The following is a 22,767-nucleotide window of genomic DNA, read 5'->3' on the forward strand; positions in this document are numbered from 1 at the left end:
GGGGTCGAGCTGAGTGTAGCCAAGAATGTTCAACGCCCGGCCCGCGCCTGCCGGCGGTACTGCTCGGGCGTACACCGGGCCTGGCGCTGGAACATGGCGATGAACGCCGAAGCGCTGCTGTAGCCAAGGTCGAAGGCAATGGTCTGAATCGGCAGGCCGGCCTCCAGCGCTTCGATGGCACGCAGAAACCGCAGGCGCAGGCGCCATTCGCCAAAGCTGATGCCCAGTTCGCGCAGAAACTGGCGGGCCAGGGTGCGTTCGCTGACGTGCACGCGAGCGGCCCAGTCGGCCAGCGGGCGGTTGTCCCCCGGATCGGCGCTGAGCGCGTCGAGCACCTGGCGCAAGCCATCGCTGTGGGCGAACGGCAGGTAGCAGGCCAGGGTAGGCGCCAGCAGCAATTGGTCGAGCAGTACCTGTACCAGGCGCTGGTCACGCTCATTCTCGGCCACCTTGAGATTGCGCCGGGCGAAGTCGCCTAGGATGGCCTTGAGGATGTCACTGATCATCAGGCTGCACGGGTGCGCTGGCAGGGCTGCGCACAGGCTGCGGTCGAGGTAGATGGAACGGTAGACGATGGCCTGGGGGTTGTAGCAGCCGTGCTCGGTGTCGGGCGGCACCCAAACGGCGTAGTGCGGCGGCGACAGGAAGCGCTGGCCGGCCACATCCAGATGCATTACGCCGTGGGCGGTGTAGTTCAGCTGGCCCCAGCCGTGTTGGTGCACGGCACTGTGGGTGTCGGCAACGAACTCGTCGTGGCGGAAGTACACCGGGGCCGGCAGTTGGGTGAACTGGGGGATATCGAGGTATTTGCGCGGCATGCTGTCTGCTTTGCAGGATGGGTTGTCTGGATAGGAGTATAGGCCTGTGGACAGACATTCGATAATACGGGCCTATCGAGGGCCTGACTTGCAGGCCTTCGCGGGCTCGCCCGCTCCCACAGGATCTGCGCCAGCCTCCAGGCCTGTGTATCCGTAGGAGCGGGTTCACCCGCGAAGGGCTGCAAAGCAGCCCCAATCCAGCCCCCAACGAGTACCCTGCTGCATGAATTACCTGTTCCCCCTCACCGCCATCCTCATCTGGGCCGGCAACACCGTGGTCACCAAGATGGCGGCTGGCGCCATCCACCCCGCGGAGATCGGCTTCTACCGCTGGCTGCTGGCCGCCTTGCTGTTTACCCCGTTCCTGCTGCCCGCCGTGTGGCGCAACCGTGCAGCCATCCGCCCGCACCTGGCCAAGGTGTTCGTGCTCGGCGTGCTGGGCATGGCGATGTACCAGAGCCTGGCCTACTTCGCCGCCGGCATCACCAGTGCCACCAACATGGGCATCATCCTCTCGCTGATGCCGCTGATGTCACTGGCGCTGTCCATCGTCTGGCTGGGCCAGCGCCTGAGCTACGGTGCTCTGCTGGGCGCGGTGGTGTCATTCTTTGGCGTGCTTGAAGTGGTCGGCGCCGGCCACCCCGCCAGCCTGCTGCAGCAAGGGCTGAACAGCGGCGATCTGTTGATGCTGGTGGCCACCTTGGCCTATGCGCTGTACAGCTTCCTGCTGAAGAAATGGCAACTGCGCCTGCCGCCGATGCAGCTGCTGTACCTGCAGGTTCTGGTAGCCATCGTCGTGTTGCTACCGCTGTTCCTGCTGTCGGACAAGACCGGCCTGAACAGCCACAACATCGGCCTGGTCCTGTATGCCTGCGTACTGGCTTCGATGGTCGCGCCACTGGTGTGGATGCAGGCCGTGCACCGCCTGGGGCCCAGCCGCACCACGCTGTTCTTCAACCTGCTGCCGCTGGTCACTGCGCTGATCGCCGCCGTTGTGCTCGACGAGCAACTGGCCAGTTACCACCTGGTCGGCGGCTTGCTGACCCTGGCCGGCGTAGTGCTGGCCGAACGCTGGACCACGCCGATCCGCCGCCAAGGCGCTTGAGCTAAAGCCCCGCCGCCTTGAGCCGGGCGGCATGTTCTGTGAACAGCCGCACCGGCTCGGCGCCTTTGCCCACTGCACCGAGTGACTGGTTGACGATGTCCAGGTGATCGAGCGGGTACTCGTCGCCGATCACCTGCCCCAGGTGCGAACTGAAACGCCCGACCATGCCGTCGCAATAGCCCTTTTCCTTGATGAAGCTGCGTGCGAACAGGCGGCAGAAGCGGCTGCTGCCGTCGAAGCGGTTGCGCCCCTGGTCTGTCAGGCCCGGTTGCAAGGTGCCGGACCAGGAGTAATAGCGTACGCCATTGACCTCATAGGCCCCTTCCCCGCCCCAGGTTTGCGGCAGGCCCTGTGGATAAGCCTGGTTGAACAGTGCAACCCCGGCGCTGGTCAGCGACTGGTGCGAGGCGTGCACATCTACCGGCAGCGGGTCACGACGCCAGCCGGTTTCCAGCCACACCAGCAGCACGGCAAACCCATGCAGCATGGCCTTGAGGATGCGTCCCTGGGGTGAGCTGCCCGGTGCCGTGCGTTCCAGGTGGTCGGCCAGCTCAGAGCCATGGTTGGGCCCCGCCACCGACGTGACCGATGCCACCCGCCCCGGCCGTTTGGCCGCTGCGTAACGCGCGCTCAGGGCGCCCTGGCTGTGGCCGATGAGGTTGACCTTGTCGACGCCAGTACGTTGGCAAATGTCGTCAATGATCGCCAGCAACTGCTCGCCGCGTACCTCGCTGGAATGCAGCGGCGAAACCTGCACCGGAAACACCTGCGCCCCGCCCTTGCGCAGGGCCGGCACAATGCCGAACCAGTAGGGGTAGAGCACCATCCGGACAAACCCGAGCATGCCCGGCACCAGCACCAGCGGGTATCGCGTGGCCAAATCCTGCTGCATTACCGCAGCCCCTTTTGCGTGGACGACGGGCCAACACTACAGCGGCCATCATGACCATCGCAATCGAACTCCCGGCGCGCGTTGTGGTTCAAAACCACACAGACCCTTTGCAAGGAGCGGGAAAATGTACAAGCAGACCCTGGCAATCCTTCTGGCAAGCGCCACCCTGGCAGCCTGCGGCAGCCGCCCGGAAAACCCGGTGGATTACGTCACCTACCGCGACGAGCCGCTGGTCAAGCAGGTGGAGAACGGTATGACCATGCAGAAGGTCATCGCCATTGGCGGCAGCCCGTCGAACGTGATCGACCTGCCGCACGGGGGCACCTGCAACAACTACATCCTCAACCGCGACGGCAATCAGCAGCCCTACTACGTGCGCTTCGATGCCACCGGCCATGTCGATGCCAAAGGCTTCAAGACCTGCAAACAACGCCAAGAGGACAGCGACGCCCTGCATGGCGCGTAAGCCTGCGCTCCAACCTGACCCTGACCCCTGCTGGAGATAACCATGAGCAATGTTGAACTGACCGATGTGAAAACCCTGCGCGAGCGTGCACGCCAGCATGTGGAGCAAGGCGCAGTGACCGAGGGTTACCACGCCGACCGTGAGCAGATCCTGCGCCTGCTTAATGAATCGCTGGCCACCGAGCTGGTCTGTGTGCTGCGCTACAAACGCCACTACTTCATGGCCAGCGGCATAAAAGCGAGTGTGGCTGCCGAGGAATTTCTGGAACATGCCAACCAGGAAGCCGAACATGCCGACAAGTTGGCCGAGCGCATTGTGCAACTTGGCGGAGAGCCGGACTTCAACCCCGACAACCTGACCAAGAACTCGCATGCCCAGTACGTGGCCGGCAATTCACTGAAAGAGATGGTGCTGGAAGACCTGGTGGCAGAGCGGATTGCCATCGACAGCTACCGCGAGATCATTCAGTACATCGGGGATAAAGACCCGACTACCCGTCGCATATTCGAAGACATCCTGGCGCAGGAAGAAGAGCACGCGGACGATATGTCCGACCTGCTACAAGGCCTTTGATTTCTGACACCCTTCTGGGGCCGCTTTGCGGCCCCCTGCTATTTCTGCGCTTTCACCGTCGCCGGCGCCTTGCCTGCCTTCATCTGCTGCAACAAGGGTGTGCACTGGTTCGGGTCATCCCCGCTGCTGGGCGCAATCAGCGCCAGCAACCCCGCCGCCGGCCCAGCAACCACACCCAGCGCAACCATCCCTGCGCCGCGCAACGCCAGCGGCAGCGCCTGCACACCGGCGTTCGGTTTGGCGAACGGCCCGCGCACATACAGGGGTGAACGCAGCGAGAACAACCGCAGCCCTTTCGATTCCGGGGTGATGTTCAAATCCAGTTGCTCGGAAGCGAAATTCGCCGTGCCGTCGATGTAAATGATCGCGTTCTCGGTATCGAAGATGAACAGCCGCGTAGTCGCCAGGCCATCCTTGATGCCAACATCGGCCGCCGCACAGTTGATCTTCACGTCCTCATCACCAAACAACTTGCCGACCACATAGTTGCCCACGTTCAACCCGGCAATTTCCATCAGGCTGCGGCTGATGGCGCCATCGTTGATCAGCATGCGCAGGTCGCCATTGGCTGTACCTAGCAAGGCGGCTACCGAGTTGCCACGGCCGCTGATGTCGGCGTCGCCGTTGAGCTCACCAAAGCTGGTCTGCATCGGCGCAAAGGTGGGGAACAGTTGTTTGAGCTTGAAGCCCCGCGCAGTCAACTTCGCACGCCCCTGCAAGGGCACGCTGCGCCCGTCCAGGCGGATGTTGGAGGCCAGGCTGCCGCCGGCCACGCCAAAGCGCAGGGGCTCCAGGCGCAACAGGCCGTCTTCGAGAACCACATGGGCCGACAGGTCAGTGAACGGCAGTTGCGCGCTGTGCACGATGCGTTTGCCAGCAAACGTGACGTCAGCGTCCATCGCGCGCCAGCGCTCGGTGCGAAACGCCTCCACTGGCAGCACCTTGCCTGCAGGCTGCTTGCTGGCACCGCCGCGGGCCTTCTGTTCGGCATTGGAGTCGGCGCCGATCAGCGGCGCCAGGTCCTTGAACAGCAACTGGTTCGATACCAGGTTGCCGGACAGTCTGGGCCGTGGCTGGCTGGCAACAAAGGCCAGGTCCCCGTGGATATCGCTATCGCCGATCTTGCCGTTGAAGCCGTGGTAATTGAACGTCGCCCCTGGCGCCGCATGCAGGTTGGCGCTGAGGCGACCGTCGGTGGAATAGGCCGGGGTGTCGGGCAAGGTGACGCCGGTCAATGGGTAGAGGTTGCCCAGGCTGGCACCCGATAAACGCAGGCGCAGGTCGAGGGCACCAAGATTACGCGGGTCGGTGAGGGTGCCGGCGAGCACCACATGGGTGTCGGCGATGCGCACGTCGGCCTGCACCGGGAACGGCTGGCTGGCGTCCTGCAGGGCCAGCAGGCCACCAATCTTGCCGGTGCCGGACACTGGCTGGCCTTTATAGCGGCCCTGGGCCTTGAGGCCGAAGGCATAGTCCTGCGCACCACCGACCTTCTCGGCACTGGCCTTGCCGACAATTTCACTGAACGGGATTGGTTTGCCAAGCGGGTCGATCTGCACCTTCATGCGGGTTTTCAGGGTCTGGTCGTCGAAGCTGACGTTGCCCTGATCGAAGCCGATGGCGCCGATGTCTAGCTGCCATTTGGAAGGTTCAGCGTTTTCATCCTTGGGGCCGAAGTCGAAGACCCAGTTGGCGCGGCCATCGGCCAGGCGAATGAGGCTGGCAGTGGGCTTGGTGAGGTTGATGCGGGGTATGCTGATCTGCTGGAACACCAGCGGCAGCGGCGCCAGGCGAAACTCTACGCGCTCAAGACCAACCATCGTCGGCTCCTTGAGCCACTCGGGGTTGCCTAGCGTCAGGTCTTCGGCAATGAAGTGCGGCCAAGGCACCCAGGCACGCCAACCGCCCTCTTCGGGCTCGGTACGCCAGTGCACGGCGAGGTTGCCGTTGATCGCGAAGGGCCGATGCAAGGCTTCGGAGACCTTCTCGTTGAGCAGTGGCTTGACGCGGTTCCAGTCGAAGGTGGCAATCACTACCACCAGGATCGCCAGCACGGTGAGCAGGCTGGCGAGGGTCCAGACGAGGATTCTGGCGGGACGCGTCATTGCGTAATTCTCCTTGCGGCATGACAGAAAACAGGCGCAGCGATGGCCTCAATAACTCCGACTGATGAAAACCCGTGAGGTTTTATCGATGGCGCCATGATAGCGAAGTTTTTCCTGGCCTTTTGCTCAGGAATTTGTCGCACCACGGCGCACATGTTACCTACCATCAACAGGGTCAGGGGATTGTCATTACGCCTGCAAGGCTCGGAATAGAGGCCTTTCCAACCTCTATCAATATGGTCGATTGTTACCATTACCCATATGAACTTCTCTCTGGCGTTACGCGGCGTAGCATTGGCTCCGTACCCACTTTCCAGCCCCCGAGAGGAGCACCGAAATCATGAAACGCCATCTGCTGACCCTGACCCTGTCCCTTCTGGCCGCCAACGCTTTCGCCCTGCCAGCGTCCGAGCAACACCTGACATCCGAAGCGCGCTCCAGCGCTGCCGAAATTGCTCAGCCGCTGAAAACCGTAGCTGAAGGTGGTTCTGATCGCCTGATCGAACGCACTGGCCGTGTCGCCGAAGGTGGCTCGGATCGCCTGATCGAACAAGCTGGCCGTGTTGCCGAAGGTGGCTCGGATCGCCTGATCGAACAAGCTGGCCGTGTCGCCGAAGGTGGCTCGGATCGTCTGATCGAACAAGCTGGCCGTGTTGCCGAAGGCGGCTCCGATCGCTTGATCGAACAAAGTGGCCGTGTTGCCGAAGGTGGCTCGGATCGCTTGATCGAACAAGCTGGCCGTGTCGCTGAGGGTGGCTCGGATCGCCTGGTTGAACTCAGCCGTGTGAGCTGATCGCCATGGCCGAAAAGAACAACTTATGTCACAACGCTTGCTCCCCTCCAGGCCCGGTCCATTGACCGGGCTTTGTTTTTTTATCTAGAGTGCCCAGCCTGACCGTTACAGAAGCCCGCACCATGCTGCCGCGCGCCGAACAGAAGCTACAGACCCGCCAGGCCCTGCTCGATGCCGCCTGCCTGCTCATGGAGAGTGGCCGTGGTTTCGGCAGTATCAGCTTGCGCGAGGTGGCGAAGACAGCTGGCATCGTGCCGACCGGCTTCTACCGGCATTTCTCCGACATGGACGCCCTGGGCCTGGCCCTTGTCGCCGAAATCGACACCACCTTCCGCCAGACCATTCGCCTGGTGCGCCAGAACGAGTTCGAACTGGGCGGCATCACTGACGCTTCGGTGCGCATCTTCCTCGACGTGGTAGCCGCTCACCGCGCGCAGTTCCTGTTCCTGGCCCGCGAGCAGTACGGCGGTGCACAGGCCGTGCGCCAGGCCATTGCCCGCCTGCGCCAGGATATCAGCGACGACCTGGCCACCGACCTTGCGCGGATGAAGCGCTGGCAACACCTGGACAGCGCAGCGCTGGCGGTGATGGCCGACCTGGTGGTCAAGACCGTGTTCGCCACCCTGCCCGAGCTTATCGACAACCCGGAAGCGGGTTATCCACAGGCCCTGACGCCTCAGGAAAAAATCACCCAGCAGTTGCGCTTCATCTTTGTCGGGGCACGGCATTGGCAGGGGCTCGGCAACCCAGGCTACTGAAACCCCACTTCTGCTACCATGGCGCCCTGCCCGACAGCGACGAGCGCCTAAATGTCCGACCCCCGCCCCACCCTGCCCGAACTGGCCCGCTTCAACCAGCACTTCGCCGAACGTATCGTGCCGCTGTGGCAAGGCCCGGGCTGGAACGCCGACATGGCCCTGCCCTACGAAGCGCTGGACGCCCAGCACCATCCGTTGCCGGTGCAGCGCTACCGCGCCATGGCCTGTGCACGCCAGCTTTACCTGTTCAGCAGCCGTATCGGTCAGCCGGGTGCCGCCGAGCGTGCCGCAGCCCTGTTTCGCTCGCTGCAAAAGCACTTCCACGATGCCGAGCACGGTGGCTGGTTCTACAGCATCGACGCCCACGGCAAGCCGCTGGACCGGCGCAAAGACCTGTATACCCACGCCTTCATCGTGTTCGCCTGCGCGCACTACTGGGGCAAAGTGCGCGAAAGCCTGGTGGAGTCCACGTTGAATGCCGCGCTGGCCATCATCGACCAGCAGTTCGCCCGTGACGATGGCCTCTTCGAAGCCTGCCTGGGCGAAGACTGGGCCGACCTCGGCACTGGCCCGCTGCAAAACCCGCAGATGCACCTGGCCGAAGCGTTCCTGCAGGTACTGGCTGTGCGTGGCGACGAACATGTCCGCCAGTCGCTGCTGCAATTGTGTCAGGCGCTCGAGGCGCATTTCATTGACCCGGCCCATGGCCTGATGCTGGAAAAGCCACGCGGGGCTGTGGATAACTGGTTCGAGCCGGGTCACCAGTTCGAGTGGTTCTATCTGCTGCATACTTCCCCGCTGCTGCGTGACACGCCGCTGCATGCCTCAATTGACCGGGCTTTCGGCTTTGCCGAGCAATGCGGGGTGAAGGATGCGGCAGTACTGGCCATGCTGAATGTGGATGGCCGGGTGCTCGATGCCTCCCAACGTATCTGGGCGCAGGCCGAGTACCTGCGGGCGCTGACATTGCGTGAAGGCAGTGAAGCAAAGCTAGCTGGGCAGTTAAGCGCGCTTTCAGCGCGGTTCCTGCGTGACGCCGGCTGGTATGAGTGCCGAGATGGTGACGGCGCAGTGAGCAGGGATGACATGCCATCGACCACGCCTTATCACTTGGCTACCTGCCTGGAAGGGCTGAATCAGGCGAACACCTGACTGTTCATACAACGAACCTGTCAGGGGTGAGCGCTTCCCTCTGCCGGAAGCATCTCCCCACGCCTATGTTGGTGCTCCTTTCTCGAACGTTCAGGAGTCACCAAAATGGAAGCAGAAGCCTTCAAGGCATTTGTCGAAGAGCAGATCAACCGAGCGGCACAGAAGATAATCGATCACGGCCACCGCTATGACGAGCACTCCCATGGCAAACTCAACTACCTGCTAAGCCTGCGCCGTGTCATCAACTGCGAAGCAACGGCCGAGGACATGGGCCGGCATGACGCCATCAACGATGTCCTTCAAGCGTTAGGCATCATTCCTAAAGAAAGAACCGGCTTTTACTATATCAACTAAGCGATGCGGTTGATTCGCGAACCGGATCTTTCCGGTTCGCGCCTCGTGCTTAGCCTTTTGATCGGTCGATCGAGAACCCTGCCCAGTCCTGGCTCACTGGCATCAGTTCCAGGCTGTTGATATTGATGTGCGCCGGCTGGTTGAGGATCCAGAAGATGGTCTCGGCAATGTCCTGTGGCTGGATCGGCTCCGCACCCGCGTAGGTAGCATCGTACTTGGCCTGGTCACCCCCGAAACGCACCAGCGAGAACTCGCTCTCGCACAGGCCCGGCTCGATGTTGCTCACACGCACGCCGGTACCGCGCAGGTCGCAACGCAGGCTCAGCGAGAACTGGCCGACGAAGGCCTTGGTGCCGCCATACACGTTGCTGCCCGGGTACGGATAGTTGCCCGCCACCGACCCGACGTTCAGGATCGACGCGCCGCGGCCATGGGCGATGAGCCGTGGCAGCAGCAGGCGAGTGGTGTACATCAGGCCCTTGATGTTGGTGTCGACCATGGTTTCCCAGTCGTCCAGGCTGCAGTTCTGTGCAGCATCCACACCCAGCGCCAGGCCGGCGTTGTTGACCAGACCGCGAATCTTTTCAAAGCCGGCCGGCAGATTGGCAATAGCCTGCTCCATGGCCTTGCGGTCACGCACGTCCAGCACCAGGCCATGCACTTCGGTCGTGGCCGACAGTTCAGCGCACAAGGCATCCAGGCGCTCTTTGCGGCGCCCAGTGAGTACCAGCTTCCAGCCGGCTTCGGCGAAGCGGCGGGCGGTGGCCTCGCCGAAACCGGAAGTCGCGCCAGTGATGAATACGGTGGACGTCATGCTCTGTTCCTCGCGGTAGGTTCATGCCAGCTTTGCAGCATGCCCGCGCACAGCGCTGGCAGCAAGCCGCTCAGGAGCTGTTCATTTTTTGTTCATATTCGTCAAACCCTTGCGACAGAGGGCTCGCCGCCAGGTATGCGCATGTTATCCACAGGGCTTTCCCCACGGATTGGGGGCAACTTGTCCACTGCACGGAACCCTTTCAGCGGGTTGCGGTCGCTGGATATCTTTTAGGTGATGGCGCAAGGCTTTCAAGCATGCCGCCTGCAACGGTCTGTCCAACGTTTTCTCACAGACTTATCCACAGGATTTTCGCTGCGTTTGAAGTGCATGCAGGGGTTGTGAAAATCAGAGAAAATCATCCACAAAGGGGATATGAACAAAAAATGATCATATGCCTACAGGGCTTGATTCTAAAGGCCTAGAGCGATATGCCACCATGTTTTCCACAGGCGGCTCCACATTATCCGTGGAAAAGATATGGCCTGTGGAAACAATGGCTTGCGGGGGAATATTGGCGTGTGTCGGGAGAAGGGAACGACAAGTTTTCCACATTGGAAAGGGGGCTGCATTGCAGCCCCTGCATACAACTCAGTGCCCACCCAGATAAGCGTTACGCACTTCCTCATTGACCAACAGTTCCTGCCCGGTCCCGGTCATGCGAATCTGCCCGTTGACCATCACATAGGCCCGGTCCGACAGTTTCAGCGCATGGTTGGCGTTCTGCTCCACCAGGAAGATGGTCATCCCGGTCTTGGCCAGCTCTCGCAGGGTCGAGAAGATCTGCTTGACCACGATCGGCGCCAGCCCCAGCGAGGGCTCGTCCAGCAACAGCAACTTCGGCCGGCTCATCAGCGCCCGGGCAATCGCCAGCATTTGCTGCTCGCCACCGGACATGGTCATGGCCCGCTGGTTACGCCGCTCCTTCAACCGCGGGAACAGTTCGTACATGCGCTGCATGTCTTCGTCGGCATGCTTGTCGCCGATAGGGATGGTTCCCATCATCAGGTTTTCCTCGACGGACATGTCGGGAAACACTCGACGCCCTTCCGGCGACTGGGCAATGCCGTTGGAGGCGATGTAGTGCGAGGATTTGCGGGTGATGTCAGTGCCGCGATACACGATATGCCCGGATGCCGCCCGCGGCTGGCCGAAAATCGACATCAGCAGGGTCGACTTGCCGGCACCGTTGGCACCGATCAGGCTTACCGTCTCGCCCTCGTTGATGTGCATCGAGACCTTCTTCAGCGCCTGGATCGGCCCATAGAACACGTCCAGGTCCTTCAGCTCGAGAATGGGTGCACTCATACCAGTTCCTCTTCGTCTGCACCCAGGTAGGCGGCAATCACCGTCGGGTTGTGGCGGATGTCCTGCGGCGCACCTTCGGCAATCACGTTGCCATGGTCCAGCACCACGATATGGTCGGAGATGCTCATGACCATGCCCATGTCGTGCTCGATCAGCACCACCGTGATGTCGTGCTCGTCACGCAGCACACGGATCATGCGGCTGAGTGCTTCGGTTTCCTGCGGGTTCAGGCCCGCCGCCGGTTCGTCCAGGCAGATGATCTTCGGCCGCGTGCACATGGCCCGGGCAATTTCCAGACGCCGCTGCTGGCCGTACGACAGCTCGCCGGCCAGGCGGTTGGCGCAATCGACCAGATCGACCACTTCCAGCCAGTAGAAGGCGTGGTCCAGTGCATCGCTTTCGGCCTTGCGGTAGGCCTTGGTGTTGAGCACCCCGGCCAGCAAGTTGCGGTTGACCCACATATGCTGGGCCACCAGCAGGTTCTCCACCACCGACATTTCCTTGAACAGGCGAATGTTCTGGAAGGTGCGCGCCAGGCCGGCGCGATTGACCAGGTGGGTACCGCCGAACATCTTGTAGTACATACGGTTGGCAAAGCGCGCAGGCGACACGAAGTCGGCCGCCTGGAAGCGTTCGCCGAGCAGTTGGATGACGTTGGTGTGGCTGCCACGCACGTTCAGCTCGATACGTCCGCCACTGGCCTTGTAAAAGCCGGTCAGGCAGTTGAACACCGTGGTCTTGCCGGCGCCGTTAGGGCCGATCAGGGCAAAGATCTGGTTGCGCCGAACCTTCAGGCTGACGTCGCTGAGCGCCTTGATGCCACCGAACTGCATCATCAGGTTGTCGACCGAGAGAATGATATCGTCGCTCATGGCGCCACTCCTTTACGCGGGGTCACACCGGCACGGCTGATGCGGATCAGCCCACGCGGTCGCCAGATCATCATCAGCACCATCAGCACGCCGAACAGCAGCACCCGGTATTCGGAGAAGCTGCGCAGCAGTTCCGGCGCCACGGTCAGCACGAACGCCGCGATGACCACACCCACGGTCGAGCCCATGCCACCCAGCACGACGATGGCGAGGATCAGCGCCGACTCGAAGAATGTGAATGACGAAGGGTTGACGAAGCCTTGGTACGTGGCGAAGAACACCCCCGCCAGACCGGCAGTCGAGGCACCCAGGGTAAAGGCCGACAGCTTGACCAGCACGTGGTTCAGGCCCATCGAACGGCAGGCGATCTCGTCTTCGCGCAGCGCTTCCCAGGCCCGGCCGACCGGCATGCGGGTCAGGCGATGCTTGATGTACAGCACAGCCAGCACGACCATGAACAGCACCGCGTAGATGAACACGAACTTGAGGCTGGCGTTGTACTCGAAGCCGAAGAACTCGTGGATCGGCACGCCGCCATCCTTGGCCCGGCGGCCGAACTCCAGGCCGAAGAAAGTCGGTGAAGGCGCCGGCATACCGTTGGGGCCGCCGGTGAACGATAGCCAGTTGTTCAGCACCAGGCGGATGATCTCGCCAAAGCCCAGCGTCACGATCGCCAGGTAGTCACCGTGCATGCGCAAAACCGGGAAGCCGAGGATGCACCCCGCCAGCGCCGCAGCGATGGCCGCCAGCGGCAGCACACTCCAGAAACCCAGCCCCAGGTACTGATAACCCAGCGCCAGGCCGTAGGCACCGATGGCATAGAACGCCACGTACCCCAGGTCGAGCAGGCCGGCCAGGCCGACCACGATGTTCAGGCCAAGGCCCAGCAGTACGTAGATCAGGCCGAGGATGACCACGGTCAGCAGGTACTTGTTGGCGAAGATCGGGAAAACGATGGCAATCACGATCAGCGCAGGGATGATGTAGCGCAGGCGCGACTTGTAGTCCGGGGCGGTCACATGCACGCCCGAGCCGCCGCTGTCGAAGCCCAGGAGCATGCGTTGCCCGGGGGCAGTCTGCAGGAACAGGCTGATCAGGAAGCGCCCAACCATCACACCGCCGACCAGCCAGGCCACACGGCGCGGCTCGGCATTGAAGGTGTAGCCGTCGAGTACCACGCCAACGACCGGGCCAAACACGATGAGTGCAAGCAGGCCTGCGACAATGGTCTCCAGCAGGCTGCGTTTAAGGTCGAAACCCTTGGTTTCGCTAACAGAGGCAGTTTTGGCAACGGACATGTTCACACCTTAGCCACGAGCGGGCGACCCAGCAGGCCTTGTGGGCGGAAGATAAGGATCATCACCAGCAGTGAGAAGCTGAACACATCCTTGTAGTCGGAGTTGATCAGGCCTGAGAACAGGGACTCGGAAATACCCAGGATGATCCCGCCGAGCATGGCACCCGGCAGCGAGCCGATACCACCGAGCACTGCGGCAGTGAACGCCTTGATACCGATGATGAAGCCGGCGTAGAAGTCGAAGGTGCCGTAGTTCATGGTGATAAGCACGCCAGCCAGGGCGGCCATCACTGCACCGATGACGAACACGTAGGAGATCACCCGGTCGGTGTTGATGCCCAGGATCGAGGCCATCTTGCGGTCTTGCTGGGTGGCACGGCACATGCGGCCGAGTTTGGTGTACTTGATCACGTAGGTCAGCAGGCCCATGCCGACGAAGGCCGCCACCAGGATGAAGATCTTGGTATATGTCAGTTGCACGAAGCCGGTTCCGACTTCGACACGCATGGCGCCTTCCAGCAGGGTTGGCACGCCTTGCTGGCGGGCGCCCTGGCTGATCTGCGCGTAGTTTTGCAGGATCAGCGAAATGCCGATGGCGCTGATCAGCGGTGCCAGGCGGGTGGAGTTACGCAACGGTTTGTAGGCGATGCGCTCGATGGTGAAGCCATAAACGCCGGTGACGACGATGGTGAACAACAGGGTGCCCAGCATCAGCAGGGGGAACGATTCGACACCGAAGTAAGCCAGCAATGCCAGGCTGATCGCCGCGAGGTAAGCGGAGATCATGTACACCTCGCCGTGCGCGAAGTTGATCATGCCGATAATGCCATAGACCATTGTGTAGCCGATGGCGATCAGGCCATAGACCGACCCTAGGGTCAGGCCGTTGACCAGTTGCTGCAGGAAAATACCATCCATAACGCAATCTCACCTGATTGAGATTGCACTAGCGCCGACCACGGCGCGGGCCACCTGTGCGGGGCCCTCGCCGCGCAGAACTGTGCAGATCTACGAAGAAAGACAGGTACCGCGGGGCTTGGGCCCGAGCAATAGCCCGGGCCGCGGGCCGTTGTTATTTTTGTTTTTCCAGCTGGTGGTATTTACCGTTCTTGTCCCACTGGTAGACCACATAGTCGGAGACGGTCAGGTCGCCCTTGCTGTCCCACTTCTTCTCGCCCATCACGGTCTGCACCGGGTTGGCCTTGAGCCACTTGGCAGCGTCTTCGCCCTTGTTCGACTTCGCGCCATTGAACGCGGCAGCCAGCGCCTGCAGCGAAGCGTAGGCGTACAGGGTGTAGCCCTCAGGTTCGGTGCCGGCCTTGCGGAACTCCTCCACCACCGCCTTGCTGTCTGGCAGCAGGCGCGGGTCGGCACCGAAGGTCATGTAAACGCCATCCACGTACTGCGCGCCACCGGCGGTGGACACCAGTTCGTCGGTGACAATGCCATCATCGGACATGAACTTGACGTCTTTCAGGCCCTGCTCGCGCAGCTGGCGAACCAGCGGGCCGGCTTCCGGGTGCAGGCCGCCGAAGTAGACCACGTCGGCACCGGTAGAGCGGATCTTGGTGACCACAGCGCTGAAGTCTTTCTCGCCACGGGTCAGGCCTTCGTACAGCACAGGTTTCACGCCACGTTTCTCCAGCTGCGCCTTGGTCGCGTCAGCCAGGCCCTGGCCGTAGGTGTCCTTGTCGTGCAACACCGCGACCTTCTTGCCCTTGAGCACGTCGACGATGTAGTCGCCAGCGACGATACCCTGCTGGTCGTCACGGCCGCACATGCGGAACATGGCGCTCAGGCCGCGCTCAGTGACAGCTGGGTTGGTGGAGCCTGGGGTGATGGCGATCACGCCCGCCTCGTCATATACCTCGGACGCCGGGATCGTGTTGGAGGAACAGAAATGGCCCACCACGCCGATCACCTTGTCCTGATCGACCAGGCGGTTGGCCACGGACACGGCTTGCTTCGGTTCACAGGCGTCATCGCCTTTGACCAGGACGATTTTCTCGCCATTCACGCCACCGGCGGCGTTGATCTTGTCGGCCGCTGCCTGCGCACCTTTCATGTACTGCTCGCCAAACGCTGCGTTTGCCCCGGTCATGGGGCCCGCTACACCGATCTTGACGTCGGCCTGGACATACGAAGAAACACCCAGTGCCGTAGCTACGGCCAGAGCCAGGAAACCTTTCTTGTAAAACGTCTGCGACATGAGGTGGTGCTCCTAGAGTTTTTTTGGTTGGCACTACAACTTCTCAGCCCGGTACTCCGAGCAAGGGCCGTGCCATAGGTTTTGTCTTCCGGGAAAACACACTGTGAAGGGTGCCTGTAGGCGACGGGCGGCCTTTTCTTTATTGAGCGTGCAACCGTCTGCCACGCGGCAGGCGCCACCACACGTACAGACAAGGAGCAACCGCCGAGTGCCATCATTGCAACCCTGGCAAGTGTTTACGTGCAACCGCCCTGTAACAGCCAACGTCACCGAAGTGCACACCGCTGGTGCGCGAGTGCTACAGGCGGCACCGTTTCAAGGCTAGCCGGTGCACGGAAAAACACCTCTGTTTTGGCCGTTCCGGCCTCTTCGCGGGCAAGCCCGCTCCTCGTTCCAGCACCGTGTAGGAGCGGGCTTGCCCGCGAAGAGGCCGGAACAGGCACAACAAGACCAAAGACTGGCACAATGTCCGCCATTCGCCGCTTCCGGAGCCCCCTTGATGAGCGAAAGCGCATTCGCCGAGCGCATCGTGCACAACCTGCTCGACACCGACTTCTACAAACTCACCATGATGCAGGGAGTGCTGCACAACTACCCGGACGCCGACGTCGAATGGGAATTCCGCTGCCGCAACGGTGAGGACCTGCGCCCCTACCTCGGCGAAATTCGCAATCAGCTCGAACGGCTAGGCGACCTCACCCTGGACGATGGCCAGCTGGCCTTCCTCGAACGCATCAGTTTCCTCAAGCCCGACTTTTTACGCTTTCTGCGACTGTTCCGCTTCAACCTGCGTTACGTGCACGTCGGCATTGAAAACGACCAGCTGTTCCTGCGCCTGAAAGGTCCATGGCTGCATGTGATCCTGTTCGAAGTGCCGCTGCTGGCCATCATCAGCGAAGTACGCAATCGCAATCTGCACCCGCACATGCGCCTGGCCGAGGCGCGGGACCAGTTGTACCGCAAGTTCGACTGGCTGCGCGCGCATGCCAGCGACGACGAGCTGGCCGAACTGCAAGTGGCCGACTTCGGCACCCGCCGGCGTTTTTCCAGCCGCGTGCAGGCGGAAGTGGTACGGGTGCTGCGCGACGACTTCCCCGGCCGCTTTGTCGGTACCAGCAACGTCGACCTGGCATGGAAACTGGATATCAAGCCGCTGGGCACCATGGCCCACGAGTGGATCATGGCCCACCAGCAGCTCGGCCCACGGCTTATCGACAGCCAGATTGCCGCGCTGGACTGCTGGGTACGCGAGTACCGTGGTCTGCTCGGCATCGCCCTGACCGACTGCATCACCATGGATGCCTTCCTCGGCGATTTCGACCTGTACTTCGCCAAGCTGTTCGACGGCCTGCGCCATGATTCAGGCGAGCCAGTAGCTTGGGCGGAAAAGGCCATTGCCCATTACCAGAAACTGGGTATCGACCCGATGACCAAGACCCTGGTGTTTTCAGACGGCCTCAACCTGACCCGCTCGCTGGAAATTTTCCGCGCCCTGCGCGGCCGCATCAACGTCAGCTTTGGCATCGGCACCAACCTGACCTGCGACATCCCAGGTGTGGCGCCAATGAGCATCGTGCTTAAAATGACCGACTGCAACGGCGCACCGGTGGCCAAGATCTCTGACGAAGCCGCCAAGACCCAGTGCCGCGACGAGAACTTCGTCGCCTACATGCGTCACGTATTCAAAGTCCCCAGCAAGGAGTAACCCATGCAAGCGGTTCAGCAAGAGATTGCCCAGGCGCTGAAGGTACAGCCGCCGTTCGCCGACGCGGCAGCGCTCGAGGCCGAAGTCGCCCGGCGCGTGGCGTTCATCAAGGACTGCCTGGCCAACGCCCGGCTCAAGACCTTGGTGCTGGGCATCAGCGGTGGCGTCGACTCACTGACTGCCGCCCTGCTCGCCCAACGCGCCATCAACGAGCTGCGCGCCGAGACCGGCGACAAGGCATACACCTTCATTGCCGTGCGCCTGCCGTACCAGGTACAGCATGACGAGCATGACGCCCAGGCATGCCTTGATGTGATCAAGGCTGATGAAGTTCACACTGTGGATATCGCCCCGGCAGTGCGTGCATTGGCGGCCGAAGTGGTGGAGTTGAAGAACGGCTCGCCGACGCTGGTGGACTTCGTGGTTGGCAACGTCAAGGCGCGCACCCGAATGGTCGCCCAGTACACCATCGCGGGCGCCCGCGCAGGTCTGGTGATCGGAACCGACCATGCCGCAGAGGCGGTAATGGGCTTCTTTACCAAGTTTGGTGATGGTGCCTGCGACCTGGCGCCGCTGAGTGGGCTGGTGAAGAATCAGGTACGGGCTATTGCGCGCAGCTTCGGTGCGCCGGAGTCACTGGTGGAGAAGGTGCCAACGGCCGACCTGGAAGACCTGGAGCCGGGCAAACCGGACGAAGCGTCACATGGCGTGACCTACCAGCAGATCGATGCCTTCCTGCACGGGCAGCCGGTTGACCAGGCAGCGTTCGACATCATCGTCGCCACCTACCGCAAGACCCAGCACAAGCGCGAACTGCCGTTCGCACCTTGATAAGGCTATAGAAAGACCTGTAGGAGCGGGTTCACCCGCGAATACGATGGTGAACCCACCGCCGCATTCGCGGGTGAACCCGCTCCTACAGGGTTCGCCGTCAGCCTTTGATTACTTGACCACAACCTTGCCTTTCATCATCGAGATGTGGCCCGGGAAGGTGCAGAAGAAGCTGTAGTCACCACCGGCTTCCAGCTTGGATGTGTCGAACTTCACTTCGGTTTCTTTCTCAGGCGCGCCGATCATCTTGGTGTGGGCGATGATTGCGGCGTTGTCAGCCTTCAGGTAGTCCTTATCCAGACCCTGGCTCATGCCTTCGGTGGCAATGGCCTGCATGTCGGCAGTCTTGCTGATCACCAGGTTGTGGCCCATGACGTTCTTCGGCAGATTGCCGGAGTGGGTCAGTTTGACGGTGAATTCCTTGCAGCTCTTGTCGACAGTGAATTCCTTGCTGGTGTAGGACATCTGGTCAGTCGAGTCGACAGTGACCGAGCACTCGGCGGCGAAGACAGAAGCGCTGGCGAGGGTCAGCAGAGATACCGCTACAGCTTTCGCAAACATCATGAATCTCCTTGGCAGGGTTTTATCAATTGCGAGACTGCCTGAAACCGTTCAGCCCCTTGCTGATATGGGTCAAGGGGGTGTCAAGGGGTCAGCCAGTAGAATTGTTCAATAGATTGTATACAACCAATTTAAGGGCACATCATGCCCTTTTATTGGACGATGGGACAACCTCTCATTTAGGAGCAATACCAAATGCCCATCTCCAACTTCCTCAATAGCCTGCTCGCTGCCTACGCCCACGGGGCTACAGGTGCAATCTGCGAATTCTCCCGGCCAGAATGAACCGGCCTTGGAAGTGACGGGCATGCGCCGTACCCTGTGCGCCTGAGTGACAGGAGATGAGCAATGCCCGTACGTTCCGTTTGTGTGTTCTGCGGCGCCAGCATCGGCGCCAACCCTGCCTACCGTGAAGCAGCCGTCGCGCTAGGCCAGGCCATTGCCCGCCGCGGTTTGACCCTGGTGTATGGCGGTGGCGCGGTTGGGCTGATGGGTGTTGTGGCCGACGCGGCCATGGCAGCCGGTGGCGACGTTGTCGGGATCATCCCGCAGAGCCTGCTGGACGCTGAGGTCGGCCACAAAGGCCTGACCCGTCTGGAAGTGGTGGATGGCATGCATGCGCGCAAAGCCCGCATGGCCGAGCTGAGCGATGCTTTTATTGCCTTGCCGGGTGGGCTGGGTACGCTGGAGGAACTGTTCGAAGTGTGGACCTGGGGGCAGTTGGGCTATCACGCCAAGCCGCTCGGGCTACTGGATGTGAACGGCTTCTATGACAAGCTGGGCGGGTTCCTCGATCATATCGTCGAAGAAGGCTTCGTGCGCCCGCAACACCGGGCGATGTTGCTACTGGGGCAGCAACCGGACCAGCTGCTGGACGGGATGGACCGCTTTATCGCACCGGTGGCGCCGAAGTGGGTCGACAAGCAGCCTGACTGACCCAGATGGATGGGCCGAACACTGACCCTGTGGGAGCGGGTTTACCCGCGAATCGATAGTGGATCTACCGACGCATTCGCGGGTGAACCCGCTCCCACAGGGCTCTATGTAGCCTTCAAAATCAGCGGGGAATCACAGGCTGACGCGGCTTCTTGTTGCCCTTGCCGCCCTTGCTCGCCTCTTTGCGCTCCTTGGCCGCCTGCTGGTTACGCGCAAACGCTTCGGCCTTGGCTTTCTCGCGCTTGTCCCACGGCTTGCTGCCATCGCTGCCACGCGGCGGCAGGCCGGTGTGCTGGGTCAGGATCTTCTGGTCCTTGCCTACCTTGTGGCTCCCCGCCGGCGTCGAGTTCTTGCGGCGCGCGCTCTGGTAGCTGTCGGTCTGCGGCTGGTGCGCCGGAATCAGCTGGTGCTTGCCCGGCCCGATCAGGTCGGCGCGGCCCATCCGCTGTAGCGCCTCACGCAGCATTGGCCAGCCCTTCGGGTCGTGATAGCGCAAGAACGCCTTGTGCAGACGGCGTTGCTCGTCGCTCTTGACGATCTCCACCCCTTCGCTCTTGTAGGTCACCTTGCGCAGCGGGTTCTTGCCTGAGTGGTACATGGCCGTGGCCGAGGCCATTGGCGACGGGTAGAACGCCTGCACCTGATCGGCACGGAAACCGTTGCCCTTAAGCCACAGAGCCAGGTTCATCATGTCTTCGTCGGTGGTGCCCGGGTGCGCAGCAATGAAGTACGGGATCAGGTACTGCTCCTTGCCCGCTTCTTTCGAGAACTTCTCGAACATACGCTTGAAGCGGTCGTAGGTGCCGATACCCGGCTTCATCATCTTGTCCAGCGGGCCACGCTCGGTGTGCTCCGGGGCAATCTTCAGGTAGCCGCCAACGTGGTGGGTGACCAGTTCCTTGACGTACTCCGGCGATTCCACCGCCAGGTCGTAGCGCAGGCCGGAAGCAATCAGGATCTTTTTCACACCCGGCAAGGCACGGGCCTTGCGGTACAGCTCGATGAGCGAGCTGTGGTCGGTATTGAGGTTTTCGCAGATACCCGGGAACACGCACGACGGCTTGCGGCAGTGCTTCTCGATCTCGGGGCTTTTACAGGCGATGCGGTACATGTTGGCAGTCGGCCCGCCAAGGTCCGAGACCACGCCGGTGAAGCCCGGCACCTTGTCACGCATCTCTTCGATTTCGTGCAGGATCGACTCATGCGAGCGGTTCTGGATGATGCGGCCTTCGTGCTCGGTGATCGAGCAGAAGGTACAGCCACCGAAGCAGCCACGCATGATGTTCACCGAGAAACGGATCATCTCGTAGGCCGGGATGCGCTCCTTGCCATAGGCCGGGTGCGGCACACGGGCGTAAGGCATGCCGAACACGTAGTCCATTTCCTCGGTGCTCATGGGGATGGGTGGCGGGTTGAACCACACATCCACTTCGCCGTGCTTCTGCACCAGCGCGCGAGCGTTGCCCGGGTTGGTCTCCAGGTGCAGCACGCGGTTGGCATGAGCATAGAGCACCGGGTCGTTACGCACCTTTTCGAACGATGGCAGGCGGATCACCGACTTTTCCCGGGTCACGGCCGGGCTGTCGAGAATCTGCACCACCTTGGCTTCGTTCGGGTCTTCCTGGTCGCCCTTGGCCTGCTCGATGGCGCAGGCCTGGGTGTCCTGGGTATTCACGTACGGGTTGATGATCTTGTCGACGCGCCCCGGGCGGTCGATACGGGTGGAGTCGATCTCGTACCAGCCCTGCGGGGTATCGCGGCGCACGAAGGCGGTGCCGCGAACGTCGGTGATGGTCTCGATCTTCTCACCGTTGGACAGGCGCTGGGCCACCTCGACCACCGCACGCTCGGCGTTGCCGAACAGCAGGATGTCGGCGCTGGCGTCGATCAGGATCGAGTGACGAACCTTGTCCTGCCAGTAGTCGTAGTGGGCGATGCGGCGCAGCGAAGCCTCGATGCCGCCGAGCACGATCGGCACATGCTTGTAGGCTTCCTTGCAGCGCTGGCTGTACACCAGGCTGGCACGGTCCGGACGGCTGCCGGCCAGGCCACCCGGGGTGTAGGCGTCGTCGGAACGGATCTTCTTGTCTGCGGTGTAGCGGTTGATCATCGAGTCCATGTTGCCGGCGGCCACCCCGAAGAACAGGTTTGGCTCGCCGAGTTTCATGAAGTCGTCTTTCGACTGCCAGTTCGGCTGGGCAATGATGCCCACACGGAAGCCCTGGGCTTCCAGCAGACGGCCAATGATGGCCATGCCGAACGACGGATGGTCGACGTAGGCATCACCGGTCACGATGATGATGTCGCAGGAATCCCAGCCGAGCAGATCCATCTCCTCCCTGCTCATTGGCAGGAAAGGTGCTGGCCCGAAGCATTCGGCCCAGTACTTGGGATAGTCGTAGAGTGGTTTGGCTGCTTGCATGTCAGTGACCGGTTCTGGTGTACAGGGAAATCGCGGGCGCGGAATATAGCACAAATTTTGACCAAATCCGACTGGATTCGTGGGGATTGGTGGGCGGGGCGACGGTTGGGGGATGGACGTGGCAGGTGGTTGGCTTGAGGGGTGTAGTGGGGTTGCCAGGTGTTCGACAGAATCCTTGCAGCGCCTTGGCCATCGCACTCAGGAAATGGGCAGCCCAGATCATCATCGGCTTCTCATCCATCAACCCGGTGATGGTCAGTTCGCGCACATAGCCCATCAACTCCGAAGACTGCTCGCGGACGTCTCTACACGGGATCCCGGGCTCGATGCGGAACAACGGGTGGGGGCCGTTTTCGCCTTGGTAGAACGTGGTCTTGCCGACGGTGAATTGGGTGTCTTCTTTTGTCATTGTTCAATCCCCTCAAATTTCTCTATTGCCTGGCCGGGCCCTTTCTCGGGTAAACCCGCTCCCACAGGTACGGTGCAACTATTGAAGCCTGTGGTGAACCTGTGGGAGCGGGTTCACCCGCGAAAGGGCCAGCCCAGGCAACACATCAACGAAGCCTTACAGCAGGCACGTGCCCCTGCATCGGGTTGTCTTCAAGAAAAGAGGGATCGTGGGGTGGATCGGGGACAATTTTCAGCATGCCGTGATCTCGTCTGATTCCGAAAAGACCGCCACGACGTCACTTGTATTTGATGGGTAGCGGCTACGTACGGGTCTGCCTCAAGAGCAAGGCGATTACTCACAGGAAAACCTGAGCCTGCTTAGACCGATGGCGATCGCGCGCCCCTG

General features: G+C 61.5%; 21 protein-coding genes and 1 pseudogene. 10 read left to right on the top strand and 12 right to left on the bottom strand.

Annotation, left to right across the window (positions count from 1 at the left end):
• Window positions 1–29 precede the first annotated feature (29 nt).
• Window positions 30–818, bottom strand: a complete 789-nt coding sequence (locus INQ47_RS11510; RefSeq protein ID WP_252458964.1) for a helix-turn-helix domain-containing protein — start codon at window positions 816–818, stop codon at window positions 30–32.
• A 223-nt stretch (window positions 819–1,041) separates the two neighbouring features.
• On the opposite strand from INQ47_RS11510, the gene INQ47_RS11515 reads away from it, so the two are divergent.
• A complete protein-coding gene (locus INQ47_RS11515) occupies window positions 1,042–1,923 on the top strand; it encodes a DMT family transporter (protein ID WP_404701714.1) in 882 nt (293 codons plus the stop codon).
• 1 nt (window position 1,924) lies between these two features.
• On the opposite strand, the gene INQ47_RS11520 is transcribed toward INQ47_RS11515, so the two are convergent.
• Window positions 1,925–2,815 (bottom strand): alpha/beta fold hydrolase, encoded by an 891-nt coding sequence (locus INQ47_RS11520; RefSeq protein ID WP_404701715.1) that lies wholly within the window; start codon window positions 2,813–2,815, stop codon window positions 1,925–1,927.
• A gap of 124 nt (window positions 2,816–2,939) precedes the next feature.
• Here INQ47_RS11520 and osmE point away from each other — a divergent pair, with 124 nt between their 5' ends.
• Window positions 2,940–3,281, top strand: coding sequence for an osmotically-inducible lipoprotein OsmE (osmE, locus tag INQ47_RS11525; RefSeq protein ID WP_053870445.1), 342 nt, complete (start codon window positions 2,940–2,942; stop codon window positions 3,279–3,281).
• Between the two features lie 42 nt (window positions 3,282–3,323).
• Window positions 3,324–3,854 carry a bacterioferritin gene (locus INQ47_RS11530; protein WP_020192925.1) on the top strand — a complete coding sequence of 177 codons (531 nt, stop codon included), beginning with the start codon at window positions 3,324–3,326 and terminating at the stop codon, window positions 3,852–3,854.
• A 38-nt stretch (window positions 3,855–3,892) separates the two neighbouring features.
• On the opposite strand, the gene INQ47_RS11535 is transcribed toward INQ47_RS11530, so the two are convergent.
• Window positions 3,893–5,959, bottom strand: coding sequence for an AsmA family protein (locus INQ47_RS11535; protein WP_404701716.1), 2,067 nt, complete (start codon window positions 5,957–5,959; stop codon window positions 3,893–3,895).
• 340 nt (window positions 5,960–6,299) lie between these two features.
• Between INQ47_RS11535 and INQ47_RS11540 the strand changes: the two genes are divergently transcribed.
• From INQ47_RS11540 to INQ47_RS11555, 4 genes are all read left to right on the top strand, one after another.
• Window positions 6,300–6,752, top strand: coding sequence for a phage infection protein (locus INQ47_RS11540; RefSeq protein WP_404701717.1), 453 nt, complete (start codon window positions 6,300–6,302; stop codon window positions 6,750–6,752).
• Window positions 6,753–6,874: 122 nt separating this feature from the next.
• Complete coding sequence (locus tag INQ47_RS11545) at window positions 6,875–7,510, top strand: TetR family transcriptional regulator (protein WP_003249603.1); 636 nt, start codon at window positions 6,875–6,877, stop codon at window positions 7,508–7,510.
• Window positions 7,511–7,561: 51 nt separating this feature from the next.
• Entirely contained in the window at window positions 7,562–8,662 is a 1,101-nt protein-coding gene (locus INQ47_RS11550) for an AGE family epimerase/isomerase (protein WP_404701718.1), read from the top strand.
• A gap of 105 nt (window positions 8,663–8,767) precedes the next feature.
• Window positions 8,768–9,016, top strand: coding sequence for a hypothetical protein (locus tag INQ47_RS11555; RefSeq protein WP_404701719.1), 249 nt, complete (start codon window positions 8,768–8,770; stop codon window positions 9,014–9,016).
• Between the two features lie 49 nt (window positions 9,017–9,065).
• On the opposite strand, the gene INQ47_RS11560 is transcribed toward INQ47_RS11555, so the two are convergent.
• The 6 genes from INQ47_RS11560 to INQ47_RS11585 form a co-directional block, all read right to left on the bottom strand.
• Complete coding sequence (locus INQ47_RS11560; protein WP_275966529.1) at window positions 9,066–9,830, bottom strand: SDR family oxidoreductase; 765 nt, start codon at window positions 9,828–9,830, stop codon at window positions 9,066–9,068.
• A gap of 591 nt (window positions 9,831–10,421) precedes the next feature.
• Window positions 10,422–11,138: an ABC transporter ATP-binding protein gene (locus INQ47_RS11565; RefSeq protein ID WP_021784443.1), complete on the bottom strand. Its 717-nt coding sequence runs from the start codon at window positions 11,136–11,138 to the stop codon at window positions 10,422–10,424.
• Window positions 11,135–12,010 (bottom strand): ATP-binding cassette domain-containing protein, encoded by an 876-nt coding sequence (locus tag INQ47_RS11570; protein WP_010955466.1) that lies wholly within the window; start codon window positions 12,008–12,010, stop codon window positions 11,135–11,137. Before INQ47_RS11570 ends, INQ47_RS11565 begins: the two co-directional genes overlap by 4 nt.
• A complete protein-coding gene (gene livM / locus INQ47_RS11575) occupies window positions 12,007–13,308 on the bottom strand; it encodes a high-affinity branched-chain amino acid ABC transporter permease LivM (RefSeq protein ID WP_252460123.1) in 1,302 nt (433 codons plus the stop codon). The genes INQ47_RS11570 and livM overlap by 4 nt, the downstream gene beginning before the upstream one ends.
• Window positions 13,309–13,310: 2 nt before the next feature.
• Entirely contained in the window at window positions 13,311–14,225 is a 915-nt protein-coding gene (locus INQ47_RS11580) for an ABC transporter permease subunit (RefSeq protein ID WP_014592581.1), read from the bottom strand.
• Window positions 14,226–14,379: 154 nt separating this feature from the next.
• On the bottom strand, window positions 14,380–15,516 hold the full coding sequence (locus INQ47_RS11585; protein ID WP_021784446.1) for a branched-chain amino acid ABC transporter substrate-binding protein: 1,137 nt from the start codon (window positions 15,514–15,516) through the stop codon (window positions 14,380–14,382).
• A 499-nt stretch (window positions 15,517–16,015) separates the two neighbouring features.
• Between INQ47_RS11585 and pncB the strand changes: the two genes are divergently transcribed.
• Window positions 16,016–17,221 (top strand): nicotinate phosphoribosyltransferase, encoded by a 1,206-nt coding sequence (gene pncB, locus INQ47_RS11590; protein WP_021784447.1) that lies wholly within the window; start codon window positions 16,016–16,018, stop codon window positions 17,219–17,221.
• A gap of 3 nt (window positions 17,222–17,224) precedes the next feature.
• Entirely contained in the window at window positions 17,225–18,052 is an 828-nt protein-coding gene (gene nadE, locus INQ47_RS11595; RefSeq protein ID WP_252460122.1) for an ammonia-dependent NAD(+) synthetase, read from the top strand.
• Window positions 18,053–18,163: 111 nt separating this feature from the next.
• Here nadE and azu read toward each other — a convergent pair whose 3' ends face one another.
• Window positions 18,164–18,613 carry an azurin gene (azu, locus tag INQ47_RS11600; RefSeq protein ID WP_129933869.1) on the bottom strand — a complete coding sequence of 150 codons (450 nt, stop codon included), beginning with the start codon at window positions 18,611–18,613 and terminating at the stop codon, window positions 18,164–18,166.
• A gap of 348 nt (window positions 18,614–18,961) precedes the next feature.
• Between azu and INQ47_RS11605 the strand changes: the two genes are divergently transcribed.
• Complete coding sequence (locus tag INQ47_RS11605; RefSeq protein ID WP_404701720.1) at window positions 18,962–19,549, top strand: TIGR00730 family Rossman fold protein; 588 nt, start codon at window positions 18,962–18,964, stop codon at window positions 19,547–19,549.
• 121 nt (window positions 19,550–19,670) lie between these two features.
• Here the strand turns inward: INQ47_RS11605 and INQ47_RS11610 are convergent, their stop codons facing one another.
• A complete protein-coding gene (locus tag INQ47_RS11610; RefSeq protein WP_003249577.1) occupies window positions 19,671–21,971 on the bottom strand; it encodes a YgiQ family radical SAM protein in 2,301 nt (766 codons plus the stop codon).
• A gap of 178 nt (window positions 21,972–22,149) precedes the next feature.
• A pseudogene (locus tag INQ47_RS11615) lies at window positions 22,150–22,380 on the bottom strand (DUF3077 domain-containing protein); the annotation flags it as partial.
• Between the last annotated feature and the right edge of the window lie 387 nt (window positions 22,381–22,767).

The sequence above is a fragment of the Pseudomonas sp. 3HC3 genome (assembly GCF_044904505.1).
Classification (GTDB): Bacteria; Pseudomonadota; Gammaproteobacteria; order Pseudomonadales; family Pseudomonadaceae; genus Aquipseudomonas; species Aquipseudomonas putida_Y.